We start from the raw sequence: 13642 nt of genomic DNA, 5'->3' as shown, positions 1-13642 counted from the left end.
TCCAAGCGGACGCTGCGCCGCGCGGAGGGCGGTGCGCCGTCAGCCCGGCCCAGCGCCCGGCATCAGGCGTCGATGCGCTCCCGGTCCAGGCTTGCGGCGCCCGCGATGATGAAGTCCTTGCGCGGAGACACGTCAGAGCCCATCAGCAGGTCAAAGGTCTTCTCGGCCTCTTCCAGTTCGGCGATCCCCACTTTGCGGAGCATCCGGTACCGGGGGTCCATGGTGGTCTCGGCCAGTTGCTCCGCGTCCATTTCGCCCAGGCCCTTGTACCGCTGGATGGGTTCCTTGTACCGCTTGCCTTCCTTGGCCAGCCTGGCCAGCAGCACGTGCAGCTCGGCCTCGGAGTAGGTGTAGATCATCTCGTTGGCCTTCTGGCCGGCGTTGACCACTTCCACCCGGTGCAGCGGCGGGACGGCAGCGAACACCCGGCCCTTCTCGATCATCGGGCGCATGTAGCGGAAGAAGAGCGTCAGCAGGAGCGTGCGGATATGGGCGCCGTCCACGTCGGCATCCGTCATCAGGATGACCTTGCCGTAACGGGCCGCACTGATGTCGAAGCTGCGGCCGGACCCTGCGCCCACCACCTGGATGAGGGCCGCGCATTCGGCGTTGGAGAGCATGTCCCCCACAGAGGCCTTCTGTACGTTGAGGATCTTGCCGCGGATGGGCAGCAGCGCCTGAAAGTCGGAGGACCGTGCCAGCTTGGCAGTTCCCAGCGCCGAGTCGCCTTCGACGATGAAGAGTTCGGAACGTTCGACGTCGTCCGTCCGGCAGTCTGCGAGCTTGGTGGGCATCGAGGAGGTTTCCAGCGCGTTCTTCCGCCGCTGGGTCTCCTTGTGCACACGGGCCGAGATGCGCGATTTCATCTCGCTGACGATCTTCTCGAGCAGCAGGGCCGACTGCGCCTTGTCGTTGCGGTTGGCGGAGCTCAGTTTGGCAACGATCTCCCGTTCCACCACCTTGGCCACGATGGCCCTGACGGCGGAGGTGCCAAGGATTTCCTTGGTCTGGCCTTCGAACTGCGGCTCGGCAAGTCGGACGGTCAGGACTGCCGTCAGGCCGGCAAAAATGTCGTCCTTTTCGATCTTGTCGTTGCCGGCCTTGAGCTTGCGGGCGTTGGTTTCCACGGCTTTGCGGAAGGTCTTCACGAGCGCCTGCTCGAAGCCGGACTGGTGCGTTCCGCCCTTCGGCGTGGAGATGATGTTGACGAAGCTGCGGACGGTGCTGTCGTAGCCGATGCCCCACCGGAGGGCGACATCCACCTCGCAGTCCCGTTCCACTTCTGCAAGCTGGCTGTGGCCGCGCTCATCGAGGACGGGGACGGTTTCCTTGAACTTGCCAGAACCGTGCAGCCGCCAGACGTCGGTCACGGGCGGGTCTGCGGCCAGGAAGTCGACGAACTCGGAGATGCCGCCGTCGTGGTGGAACACTTCCTCGTGCGGGCCGGCCTCGCCCGGGGTTCCGGGGACCCGGCGTTCATCACGGACGGTCAGCTTCAGGCCCGGCACCAGGAAGGACGTCTGCCGTGCGCGGGCCGCCAGTTCGTCGTAGGAAAACTTTGCGTCGGGTGTGAAGATCTGGCGGTCCGCCCAGTAGCGGATGCGGGTGCCAGTGACGCCGCGCTTGGCCTTGCCGGCGATGTCGAGCACGGAGTCGTCAACGAACGGGGTGAACGCAGCGGCAGGATCGATCTTGCTGCCAACATCCTTGAAACGGCCGGGCTCGCCCCTGCGGAAGGACATCCGGTAGGTCTTCCCGCCCCGGTCAACTTCCACGTCCAGCCGGGATGACAGCGCGTTGACCACCGAGGCGCCCACGCCGTGCAGGCCGCCGGAGGCCGTGTAGGAGCCGCCGCCGAACTTGCCGCCGGCATGCAGCTTGGTAAAGACCACTTCGACGCCGGTGAGTCCCGTCTTGGGTTCCTTGTCGATGGGGATGCCGCGGCCGTCGTCGTGGATTTCCACGGAGTTGTCCGCATGCAGGATGATGCGGATGTCGTGGCCAAAGCCGGCCAGGGCCTCATCCACGGAGTTGTCAATGATTTCCCAAAGGCAGTGCATCAGGCCGCGCGAGTCGGTTGAGCCGATATACATGCCCGGGCGCTTGCGGACGGCCTCCAGGCCTTCCAGGACTGACAGATGCCGGGCGGTGTACTCAGAGCTTGGTGCCACTGGTGATGAACTCCTTCAGGGACGGAACAGCAGGCGCATAAAGCGCTCCCTCTAGGGTAGTCGGCCCCGGCCCGGAGCTGCGGTTGCCACTCTTTGCGGCCCGTGTGGACCGCACCACTCAGCCGCCGCGAACCAAGCAGGGGCCAATCTTGACCGAAGCTTGCGGATACGCGGTCAGCGAACTTGGTCCATCCTTGCGATGGTTTGGATACGAATACTGGTTATATAGACATACAGATCTACTAAGGAGGCCGATTATGACAACAGCAGTGGCAGACCGCACACTCAACGCACTCGACCGGTGCGACCGTTGCGGAGCTCAAGCGTATGTCCGGGTTGTACTCGAGTCCTCCGGCGGTGAGCTGCTGTTCTGCGGCCACCATGCCCGTGCCGTCGAAGCGACGCTCAAGCCCCTGAGCTCGGACTGGCACGATGAGACGGGCAAGCTTCACCAGAAGGAAGCCGTGGAAATCGACTAGGGACAGCACAACGTCCAAAGGGTGGGACCCCTCCGATCGGAGGGGTCCCACCCTTTTGCTTTAACGTTGCTTTGCTGCGATGCCGGCTCGGCCCGACCGGGGCGGGTTCTGCTGAACGGCGCCGATTCAGCCGAACGACGACGGGAACGGCAGCGGGCCGGCCCGGACCCCTGCTGGAGGAATCCGGACCGGCCCGCTGAGCTGCCTTGCTGCCGGAGCCCGGCGGCGCGTGATGCCTAGTCGAGGTAGTCGCGCAGCACCTGGGAGCGTGACGGGTGGCGCAGCTTGGACATGGTCTTCGATTCGATCTGGCGGATCCGCTCGCGCGTGACTCCGTAGACCTTGCCAATTTCGTCTAAAGTCTTCGGCTGTCCGTCGGTCAGGCCGAAACGCATGGCCACGACGCCGGCTTCGCGCTCGGACAGCGTGTCCAGAACGGAGTGCAGCTGCTCCTGCAGCAGCGTGAAGCTCACGGCGTCAGCGGGAACCACGGCTTCGGAGTCCTCGATGAGGTCACCGAACTCGGAGTCACCGTCTTCACCCAGCGGGGTGTGGAGGGAGATGGGTTCGCGGCCGTACTTCTGGACCTCGACAACCTTTTCAGGAGTCATGTCGAGTTCCAGTGCCAGTTCCTCGGGCGTGGGTTCGCGACCCAGGTCCTGCAGCATCTGGCGCTGGACGCGGGCCAGCTTGTTGATGACTTCCACCATGTGCACCGGGATACGGATGGTGCGGGCCTGGTCGGCCATGGCGCGGGTGATGGCCTGGCGGATCCACCACGTGGCGTACGTGGAGAACTTGAAGCCCTTGGTGTAGTCGAACTTCTCCACGGCGCGGATCAGGCCCAGGTTGCCTTCCTGGATCAGGTCCAGGAAGAGCATGCCGCGGCCGGTGTAGCGCTTGGCCAGTGAGACCACCAGGCGGAGGTTGGCCTCCAGCAGGTGGTTCTTGGCGCGCTTGCCGTCGTGGATGATGAATTCGAGTTCGCGCTTGTACTTCGGCTCCATGGAACCGTCGTCGGCGGCGATCTTCTCTTCGGCGAACAGGCCGGCTTCGATCCGCAGCGCAAGGTCTACTTCCTGCTCAGCGTTGAGCAGTGCCACCTTGCCGATCTGCTTCAGGTAGTCCTTGACGGGGTCGGCCGTGGCGCCGGCCGACATGACCTGCTGGACGGGAGCGTCGTCGTCGTCGGCATCAGAGTAGACAAAGCCCTTGCCGCTGCCGACGGCACCCTTGGCAGTGGTGGCTTCGCTCTCTTCAGCAGCCTCGGCGCCTTCCAGGAGGCTCTCGTCGAGTTCCTCCTCGGCGTCCTCAGCATCGTCAGCGTCGTCGGCAGAAGCCTTGTTGGCAGCCTCCGCGGCCGCCTTGGCGCCGGGCTTGGGCCCGCGCTTCTTGGGCTCGGGCTTGCCGTCCGCACCGGCGGAAGCCTTGTTGGCTGCCCGCGTAGCGGCCCGCTTGGCGTTGGTCGCAGCCTGCTTCTCCTCGGCGGACACATTGTCCTGGGCGGCGGGGTCCTTCTTCGTGGAAGACGGGGTCACAGAAAACCTTTCTTGCGGTGGTCTGTGGAATCGCCATGCGGGCAACACCACTATGACCCTGTCAAGTCCGTGATGGAAATCAAGCGCCACCACGGCCGGCAGAGTCTAATAGGACAACTACCGGAGCGGCCGTATTGTTCCCCGAAGGGCAATACTGCTGGTGCTCGATACACGGACCCAACCGGGTCTCGGCATCCATTGTCTCATGTTTCGCCGCATCGGGCCTCCCCGGGCTCCCACGGGCTGCTTCCGGACGTGCCGCCTCTTTGCGCGGCCTGCACTCACGCAGCGGCTCCGGGACCGAACTTCTGCCAGGCGGATTCCTTCCTGGCCGCCCAACCGCAAATGGATCCACGGCCCACCAGCTCCAGGATCAGTTCCGCAAGCCGGTACCCGGGCTCGGCGCTCAGTGCGTCACTCAGGTGCCGGGCGGCATAGGAACCGCGGCCACGGCACCATGAGATCCAGCCGCGGCCGGTCAGCGCCGCTGCGGCCGCCTGGCCGCCCAACGCGGCCAGCTCCGCCAGGATGCGGTCCAACCCGTCCATTCCCGCCCAGTCCGGGACTTCGGGCGCCATGCCCATCAGAACCGCCCCGTAGTTCGGCACTTCCCGGTCGACGGACGCCGGCGCTGTACGGTGCGCCGCGTGAAGCCGTGAAATCCCCCAGCACTCCCCTGCTGGACGTGGCCCATCCGCGCCGCCGGGCATGCCGGCGTCATCGCCCGGTACCCACAGGGGGCTGATCGCCTCCAGCTGAAGGGCGTCGTCAAAGAGGCAGAGGCCTTCAACGCCGGCCTCGGCCGCGTTCCTCCCTGCTGCGCTCATCACCAGCACAGCGTCCCGCCAATGCGGGACCAGGAGGGAGGCGGACAGGAAGCCGTCGCGGTCCACCTCCGGTACCCAGGGCAGCCCGGCAGGCCGGGCGAGCAGGTCCTCCCACACATCCAGGACCAGCCGGAACTGTGCCAGGCTGCGGCGCCGCGGCGACAGCCCGCATACCCACTCTTCCTCGGCCTCTATGGCGGCGGCCCGGTGCATGGCGGGAACGGGCCGGGCAGCAGCCTCCTGCCGTTCGGGCGCCGGTCCCACACTGCTTCCGCGGTACACCATTTCCGCGTTGAGTGCGCTGTCGCGGATTTCCTGGACGGGGCGTCCGGGAGCGGGGCAGCACTCGGCGTCCAGGCAGTACGCGTCCCGCCAGTAGTCCGCGCCGACGTACCAGGCGTCCCGGACCGGCATGCCGGCCTGATCCAGGACGGGCGCAAGCCCGGCCAACAGCGGGCCATAAGTGCCTGCGGCCAGGTGCATGTCGCTGGTGAAGACGGCCAGCAGCGTGCCGTCAGCACTCGTGTCAGCATCAAGGTAGCCGCGTACCGCCTGCAGATAGTGCTCCGGCGCGGCATCCCCTTCAGGTGCCGGCAGGTCGAGCCGAAGCGTGGCACCAAGCTGCCTGCCGTGCATGGTCATGGCCACGAGGCTGTCGGAAGGCCAGTAGCCCAGCGAATGCGGAATGAAACCGAGGATGTCCGCGGGTCCGGTGACGGTGAGGCGATCGGGAGCTGTCATGGCTCCACGATCCGCCGGGCGGCCGTCGCCGGAAAGGTGCGGGCCTGGCTAAGTGGACAAGTCCATCCCGGCGTCGTCCGCAGGCGGCGGCGTCCACCAACAAACATCCGGAAATCCACCGAACAGTGACGGCGGATACCGGTTGTGGAGGACTGGTCAGTCGCCCGAGGGAGTGTTCTGGTTGCGCCGCGCCAGGTTCTCGCGGCGCTGCCTGGCAAGGGCAGTCCGCAGCGGCGGAACCACCACGCCCTGCTCAGCCATCCGGCGCCGGACCTTCCGCCGGCACCCGATCACTGCGGCCGCCCCGAACCCGAGGAGGAGGAACTGGAGGCTAAGGGCGATGCGGAAGGGATCGAGCCCGTAGAGGACGCCGTTGGAGAATCCACTGGCGTACAGGAGGTCCAGCACGAGGCCGATCAGGAAGATGGCCGTCAGCGCGGCGATAAAGCCGCCAACGTTCACGATTCCAGTGGCGGTGCCGATGCGGTGGGCGGGGTTGAAGGTCCGGGCAAAGTCGAAGCCGATCATGGACCCGGGGCCGCCGATGGCCAGGGCCACCACCAGGATGGCCAGCAGCCAGAGCGGGGCACGGCCGGGGATGAGCAGGACCGCGGCCCAGGCGGCCGCCGTCACCGCGGCGATGAGCAGGACCATCGTGGAGCGCCGCAGCGGGTGCCGGGAGACGAAACGGCCAATGAACGGACCCACCGCCATCGCCGCAGCCACGTACAGCGCCATGAGGGACGCAACAGTGCCGGCGTCCAGGCCCTGTCCGGAAATCAGGAAAGGGTAGCCCCACGTCATGGCGAACACGGTTCCGCTGAACTGGATGGTGAAGTGGCTCCACATTCCCAGCCGGGTGCCGGGCTGGCGCCACGCGCGGGCTAAGGACACGCCCGTCGCCTTCAGCCCCTGCTGCGATGAGGGCCGTTCTACGCCGGGCGGAACGTCCTGCAGCAGGACCACCACCAGCACCACGGCCACACCGGACATGCCGGCGAGCATCAGGAACGCGGGCGTCCAGCCGGACGAGTGCAGGACGAAGGCGAAGGGGATCACGCTGATGAGCTGGCCCAGCTGGCCGGACATGCCGGTCAGCTGGGTGACGAGGGGAACCCTGGCGGGCGCGAACCACAGCGGGATCAGCCGGATCACGGAAATAAAGGTCATCGCATCACCGGCGCCCACCAGGACGCGGCCCAGGACACCGCCGGGAATGCTGTCGGCAAAGGCCAGCTGAAGCTGGCCCAGGCCCATCAGGACGGCGCCACCGGCGATCATGGCCCGTGAACCGAACCTGTCCACCAGGAGCCCCACGGGGATCTGCAGGGCCGCGTAGACCAGCAACTGCAGGACAGTGAAGAACGAGATTGCCGATGCGCTGGCATGGAACCGCTCGGTGGCCTCGAGCCCCACCACGCCGAAGGACGTGCGCTGGGACACGGCCACCAGGTACCCGAAAACACCGACGGTCCAAATCAGCCAGGCGCGGGGTGCAGTCACGTCTTCATTATGCCCGCATGCCGCAGGCCCCACCGCAGCACGCGCCGCCGGCTACTGCCCTGGGTTCTCCCGTGCGAGGTAGGCCTCGACGGCGGCACCCAGCACATCGGCGTCGGGAAGCTCGTCATTCTCGTCGGCGAGCAGGGACCGGCGGACGATGCCGTCGGACTTTTCGTCGTAACGGGTTTCCAACCGGGAGACCACCTGCTGGACCTCGTCCGAGGCCTCGATCTGCTCGGCGATCTGGCGGCTCACGTCGCGGCCCGATTCGCGCAGCCGGTCCGTGGGCAGCATGAGGGACGTGGCAGCACCCAGGTACTCCAGGCCCGCAACCGCGGCGGTGGGGTATTCGGCTTCAGCCAAATAGTGCGGCACGTGGATGACGTAGCCGGCAACGTTGCGGTTCGCCTCGACGAGGCGCAGCTCCAGGATGTGGCCGACGGCGGCGGGAACCTCCACAGTTGGCTTCCACACGGAGATGCCCTCGATGAGCTCGGGCCGGTTTCCGTGCACTGTCACACCTACCGGACGGGTGTGCGGCACCGGCATGGGAATCGAATGGATCCACGTGACGAGGTTGACGTCCAGTTTCTCCACGATGCCCACCACGGCACGGGCGAAGCGCTCCCACTGAAGGTCGGGCTCGAACCCCGCCAGCAGCAGGAACGGCTTCCCCAGCCCGTCAACCAGCCGGTACAGCGCCAGCCGCGGCTCCTGGTAGTCCTGGATATGGTCTTCGACAAAGCTCACGTGGGGCCTGCGGGACCGGTAGTCAATCAGCTGGTCGGCGTCGAAGACGGCGACGGGCTGGGCATCAAGGGAGTCCAGCAGTTCGGCATTGATCTGCTTCACCACGTGGCCCGCGTCCGCGAAGCCGGTAAACCCCATCACCAGGTTCAGGCCGCGAAGCTCAGGGCTGTGGAACAGCTCAATGTTGCTCGCATAGAGAGCGTCGGGGTCCAGCAGGGAGCCGGAGATCCTTTCAAGCACGCCATGGTCCTTTCACTGGTTGGGGTGGTCAATAGGCATAACGCAGAGTTGGGACGCGGCATTCCGCCCCACCGTGTGGTGCACATCTCAGGAAATTCTCCCGGCGCACCGGCGAAGGGCTACGATCGGAACTGGCCTGCCAGCCGGGCCTGCTTTTCGCCCGGGCCGCGTCCGGAACGGCCGCCTCCGGGCCACCATGGCGGGAGCCGAACATGCATCCCCGCCCGATCTTTTCGAGAATTGAGGACTCATCCCTGTGGTCAAGAATACTGAAATCAACCTTAGTACCGTCTCCCGGGACCTGAAGAAGAGCCCCAGCGACGCCGTGGTCATCGGGGTGGGGCAGGGAACCGACGGGCCGGTCCTTCTGGACAACCCATTGACGGCAAAATCGGCTGAAGCCCTCACCGACTCCCTCAAGGCACTGGGCATCACCGGCGCAGCAGACCAGGTGGTCCGGCTGCCCGGCCTGCCGGAAACCGGTGCGGGCATCCTGGTGCTGGCGGGCGTGGGCAAGGTACAGGCAGGAAAGCCGCTCGCCGCAGAATCGCTCCGCCGCGCCGCCGGTTCCGCGGTCCGGCAACTGGCCGGGCTGGCAACGGTGGCGCTGGCGTTCCCGACGGCGTCAGTCGCCGACGTCGAGGCCGTCGCCGAGGGTGCGGCGCTGGGTGCGTACTCCTTCACCGAGTTCCGGTCCGCCAAGGACGGGCTCAAGGACCCGGTTGCCAACGCACTGATTTTCACCGATGTGGTGGAGCAGAAGGAACTCGGCACCGCACTGAAGCGCGCGGGCCTGGTAGCCAAGGCTGTCAACGCCACGCGTTCGCTGGTCAACACCCCGCCCAGCCACCTGTACCCGGAGTCGTTCGCCGAAGCAGCGAAGGACCTGGCCAAGGGCCTGCCCGTCAAGGTGACGGTCTGGGACGAGAAGCGCCTGGAAAAGGAAGGCTTCGGCGGCATCATGGGCGTCGGTAAGGGCTCCACGCGCCAGCCGCGCCTGGTCAAGGTGGAGTACTCCCCTGCCAAGGCTGCGTCCAGCATCGCGCTCGTGGGCAAGGGCATCACGTTCGACACCGGCGGCATCTCCATCAAGCCGGCCCTCGGCATGGGCGATATGAAGAGCGACATGGCCGGCGCCGCCGTCGTCCTTAACACTGTCCTGGCCATCGCCGGACTGGGCCTGCCGGTCAAGGCCACCGCGTGGCTCTGCATCGCCGAGAACATGCCGTCGGGTGCAGCGTCCCGTCCCGCCGACGTCCTGACGATGTTCGGCGGCAAGACCGTGGAAGTCCTCAACACGGACGCCGAAGGCCGCCTGGTCATGGCCGACGGAATCGTGGCAGCCAGCCGCGAATACCCGGACGCCATCATTGACGTCGCAACCCTCACGGGTGCGCAACTCATCGCCCTGGGCAACCGGACCGCAGGCGTCATGGGCTCGGACACCATCACCGGAGCCCTCAAGTCGGCTGCGGACCGCGCCGGCGAACTCGTATGGCCCATGCCTCTCCCCGAGGAACTGCGCCCCACCCTGGATTCCCAGGTGGCGGACCTGGCCAACATCGGCGAACGCCATGGCGGCATGATGACCGCTGCCGTGTTCCTGCGCGAATTCGTGGGCCAGGACAAGCAGGGCGAACAGATCCCCTGGGCGCACATCGACATCGCCGGCCCGTCCTTCAACAACGGCAGCCCGTACGGCTACACGCACAAGCAGGGCACCGGCTGCACGGTCCGTACCCTCGTCGCCTACGTCGAGGACATCCTGGCCGCAGCCTGACTCCGCGGAGCGGCAACGGTGCACGCGGCCCTGCGGTACGGGTGATCCCTGTGCCACAGGGCCGCGTGACACTGGACACAAGCGCTCCACAAACGCTGCGCCAAGGTGGAGCATGGATGGGTGGTTCGCTAAGGTGAACCACGGTAGTCACAAATGCAAGAGAACTGACCTGCTGACATAATCACGGCAGTGCAATTCCAAGACCAGATGATGCGCGCAGAACGCGTCATCGTTCACGCGAGGGAGCGTTTAAGTGGCCGATCAGGCAACTGCGCAAGAATTCGACATCCTGGTACTCGGCGGCGGCAGCGGCGGCTACGCCGCGGCGCTCCGGGCAGTACAGCTCGGCCTCACCGTCGGCCTCGTGGAGAAAGCCAAGCTGGGCGGCACCTGCCTCCACAACGGCTGCATCCCCACCAAGGCCCTGCTCCACTCCGCGGAACTGGCCGACCACGCCCGCGACTCCGCCAAGTACGGCGTGAACGTCACCCTTGACAGCATCGACATGACCGCCGTCAACGCGTACAAGGACGGCATCATTGCCGGCAAGTACAAGGGCCTCCAGGGCCTCATCAAGTCCAAGGGCATCACCGTCATCGAAGGTGAAGGCAAGCTCCAGGGCACCGACACCGTCGTGGTCAACGGCACCGCCTACAGGGGCAAGAACATCATCCTGGCCACGGGTTCCTACTCCCGCACCCTGCCCGGCCTGGAAATCGGCGGCAAGGTCATCACCTCCGACCAGGCCCTCACCATGGACTCCATCCCCAAGAGCGCCATCATCCTGGGCGGCGGCGTCATCGGCGTCGAGTTCGCCTCGGTCTGGAAGTCCTTCGGCGTGGACGTCACCATCGTGGAGGGTCTGCCTTCCCTGGTCCCCAACGAGGACGCCACCATCATCAAGAACTTTGAGCGCGCTTTCAAGAAGCGCGGCATCAAGTTCTCCACCGGCGTGTTCTTCCAGGGCGTCGAGCAGAACGCCGACGGCGTCAAGGTCACCCTGGTGGACGGCAAGACGTTCGAAGCCGACCTCCTCCTGGTTGCCGTGGGCCGCGGACCGGTTACCGCCAACCTTGGCTACGAGGACGCAGGCATCACCATCGACCGCGGCTTCGTCATCACCAACGAGCGCCTGCACACCGGCGTCGGCAACATCTACGCCGTGGGCGACATCGTCCCCGGTGTACAGCTGGCCCACCGCGGCTACCAGCAGGGCATCTTCGTAGCCGAGGAAATCGCGGGCCTGAAGCCCGTGATCGTTGAGGACATCAACATCCCCAAGGTCACCTACTCGGAGCCCGAGATCGCTACGGTTGGCTACACCGAGAAGGCTGCCAAGGAAAAGTTCGGCGACGACCAGGTCCAGACCCAGGAATACAACCTGGCCGGCAACGGCAAGAGCTCCATCCTGGGCACCTCCGGCCTGGTGAAGCTGGTCCGCCAGAAGGACGGCCCCGTGGTGGGCGTCCACATGATCGGTGCCCGCATGGGCGAGCAGGTGGGCGAAGCCCAGCTGATCGTGAACTGGGAAGCGTACCCGGAGGATGTGGCCCAGCTGCTGCACGCACACCCCACGCAGAACGAATCCCTCGGCGAGGCCCACCTGGCTCTGGCCGGCAAGCCTCTTCACGGCTGATTCCCCACAGCATTACCGAGCCCGGTGCACCCGGTCCCGCAGACCGGGTGCACTAGGCTTCCAACAAGGCAGCAATCATTCGCACTAAAGATCAATAAGGAGAACGGGGACGACATGTCTGAATCCGTTAACTTGCCCGCCCTCGGTGAGAGTGTCACCGAAGGAACCGTCACCCGCTGGCTGAAGCAGGTAGGTGACCGGGTAGAGGTGGACGAGCCGCTGCTCGAGGTCTCCACCGACAAAGTCGACACCGAAATCCCCTCTCCTGTCGCTGGCGTGATTGAGGAAATCCTGGTCGCCGAAGACGAGACCGCAGAGGTCGGCGCACCGCTGGTCCGCATCGGTGATGGCTCCGGCGGCGGTTCCGCACCCGCAGAAGAAGCCCCCGCCGCTGCACCGGCAGAAGAAGCCGCCGCGGCTGAACCCGCCCAGGAAGCTCCCGCCGCACCCGCAGAGGAAGCACCGGCCGCTCCCGCCGCCGAAGCGCCTGCTGCCGGTGGTGGCGAAAGCCACGACGTCACCCTCCCTGCCCTGGGCGAGAGCGTGACCGAAGGCACCGTCACCCGCTGGCTGAAGGCCGTGGGCGACACCGTTGAGGTGGACGAGCCGCTGCTCGAGGTCTCCACGGACAAGGTCGACACCGAGATCCCGTCCCCCGTTGCGGGCACCCTGCAGGAAATCCGCGTGAACGAGGACGAGACCGCAGAGGTCGGTTCCGTCCTTGCCGTCATCGGTTCGGGCGCTGCAGCAGCACCGGCGGCCGCCCCGGCTGCTCCGGCCGCTCCCGCCCAGGAAGCACCCAAGCAGGAAGCACCCAAGCAAGAGGCACCGAAGCAGGAGGCCCCGAAGGCCGCTCCGGCTCCGGCAGCCGCGCCCGCTCCGGCATCCGCACCTGCTCCGCAGGCCGCCCCGGCAGCAGCCGAGGCTCCGGCGGCAGGCGGCGAGTCCGGCTACGTCACTCCCCTGGTCCGCAAGCTGGCCAACCAGCACGGCGTGGACATCTCCGCACTGTCCGGCACCGGCGTCGGCGGCCGCATCCGCAAGCAGGATGTCATCGCCGCCGCCGAGGCTAAGGCCGCTCCGGCCGCAGCTCCCGCTGCAGCACCCGCTGCGTCCGCACCCGCAGCCGGCAACGGCCAGGTTTCCTCGCTCCGCGGTACCACCCAGAAGGCTCCGCGCATCCGCCAGGTCATTGCCCGCCGCATGCGCGAATCCCTCGAGGTCTCCACGCAGCTGACGCAGGTCCACGAAGTGGACATGACCAAGGTTGCCAAGCTCCGCCTCAAGGCCAAGAACTCGTTCCAGGCCCAGAACGGCACCAAGCTGACCTTCCTGCCGTTCATTGCCAAGGCCGTGGCCGAGGCCCTCAAGCAGCACCCCAAGCTCAACGCTGCGTACGACGAGGACAAGCAGGAAATCACTTACCACAACGCCGAACACCTGGCGATCGCCGTCGACACCGACAAGGGCCTCCTGGTTCCGGTCATTTCCGACGCCGGCAACCTGAACCTGGCCGGCCTTGCCGGCAAGATCGCCGATGTGGCTGGCCGTACGCGCGCCGGCAAGATCGGCCCGGACGAACTGTCCGGCGGCACGTTCAGCATCACCAACATCGGTTCGGTGGGCGCCCTGTTCGACACCCCGATCATCAACCAGCCGCAGGTTGGCATCCTGGGCACCGGTGCCATCGTCAAGCGCCCCGTAGTGGTCGCTGACGAAAACGGTGACGACTCGATCGCCATCCGCTCCATGATGTACCTGTCGCTGACGTACGACCACCGGCTGGTGGACGGCGCTGACGCCGGCCGGTTCCTCCAGACCCTGAAGGCACGCCTCGAAGAGGGCGCCTTCGAAGCGGACCTGGGCCTCTAACCCCAGGACGCAGTCCGCGGCGGCTGTCCGGCATCCGGTGGTGATCCACTGGACGTCCGGCCGGCCGCTGCGGCTTTTAAACGACTTTGCGCCAGGGACGCGCTG

Annotated in this window: 9 protein-coding genes; 4 read left to right on the top strand and 5 right to left on the bottom strand. The window is 66.3% G+C overall.

Features of this window, described 5'->3' with window-relative positions:
- Positions 1 to 62: 62 nt before the first annotated feature.
- Positions 63 to 2171, bottom strand: coding sequence for a DNA gyrase/topoisomerase IV subunit B (locus BLT71_RS09565; RefSeq protein WP_091719559.1), 2109 nt, complete (start codon positions 2169 to 2171; stop codon positions 63 to 65).
- Positions 2172 to 2428: 257 nt separating this feature from the next.
- Here BLT71_RS09565 and BLT71_RS09560 point away from each other — a divergent pair, with 257 nt between their 5' ends.
- A complete protein-coding gene (locus BLT71_RS09560; RefSeq protein ID WP_091719557.1) occupies positions 2429 to 2650 on the top strand; it encodes a DUF7455 domain-containing protein in 222 nt (73 codons plus the stop codon).
- 236 nt (positions 2651 to 2886) lie between these two features.
- Here BLT71_RS09560 and BLT71_RS09555 read toward each other — a convergent pair whose 3' ends face one another.
- From BLT71_RS09555 to BLT71_RS09540, 4 genes are all read right to left on the bottom strand, one after another.
- Positions 2887 to 4188, bottom strand: coding sequence for an RNA polymerase sigma factor (locus BLT71_RS09555; protein ID WP_091719555.1), 1302 nt, complete (start codon positions 4186 to 4188; stop codon positions 2887 to 2889).
- Between the two features lie 281 nt (positions 4189 to 4469).
- Positions 4470 to 5756, bottom strand: a complete 1287-nt coding sequence (locus BLT71_RS09550) for a DUF4192 domain-containing protein (protein WP_091719553.1) — start codon at positions 5754 to 5756, stop codon at positions 4470 to 4472.
- 156 nt (positions 5757 to 5912) lie between these two features.
- Positions 5913 to 7259, bottom strand: coding sequence for an MFS transporter (locus BLT71_RS09545; RefSeq protein WP_091719552.1), 1347 nt, complete (start codon positions 7257 to 7259; stop codon positions 5913 to 5915).
- A 51-nt stretch (positions 7260 to 7310) separates the two neighbouring features.
- Positions 7311 to 8249, bottom strand: coding sequence for a proteasome assembly chaperone family protein (locus BLT71_RS09540; RefSeq protein WP_056084759.1), 939 nt, complete (start codon positions 8247 to 8249; stop codon positions 7311 to 7313).
- 256 nt (positions 8250 to 8505) lie between these two features.
- Here BLT71_RS09540 and BLT71_RS09535 point away from each other — a divergent pair, with 256 nt between their 5' ends.
- From BLT71_RS09535 to sucB, 3 genes are all read left to right on the top strand, one after another.
- Entirely contained in the window at positions 8506 to 10029 is a 1524-nt protein-coding gene (locus BLT71_RS09535; RefSeq protein WP_091719550.1) for a leucyl aminopeptidase, read from the top strand.
- 253 nt (positions 10030 to 10282) lie between these two features.
- Entirely contained in the window at positions 10283 to 11665 is a 1383-nt protein-coding gene (gene lpdA, locus BLT71_RS09530; RefSeq protein ID WP_091719548.1) for a dihydrolipoyl dehydrogenase, read from the top strand.
- A 114-nt stretch (positions 11666 to 11779) separates the two neighbouring features.
- Complete coding sequence (sucB, locus tag BLT71_RS09525) at positions 11780 to 13537, top strand: 2-oxoglutarate dehydrogenase, E2 component, dihydrolipoamide succinyltransferase (protein WP_091719546.1); 1758 nt, start codon at positions 11780 to 11782, stop codon at positions 13535 to 13537.
- Positions 13538 to 13642 lie beyond the last annotated feature (105 nt).

The organism is Pseudarthrobacter equi (genome assembly GCF_900105535.1).
GTDB classification, from domain to species: domain Bacteria; phylum Actinomycetota; class Actinomycetes; order Actinomycetales; family Micrococcaceae; genus Arthrobacter; species Arthrobacter equi.
This window is presented reverse-complemented; position numbering and strand designations above follow the sequence as displayed.

Bases quoted from the DNA above. Each gene is read 5' to 3' on its own strand.
- BLT71_RS09560 (WP_091719557.1), top strand. From the start codon at position 2,429: ATGACAACAGCAGTGGCAGACCGCACACTCAACGCACTCGACCGGTGC.
- BLT71_RS09550 (WP_091719553.1), bottom strand. From the start codon at position 5,756: ATGACAGCTCCCGATCGCCTCACCGTCACCGGACCCGCGGACATCCTC.
- sucB (WP_091719546.1), top strand. From the start codon at position 11,780: ATGTCTGAATCCGTTAACTTGCCCGCCCTCGGTGAGAGTGTCACCGAA.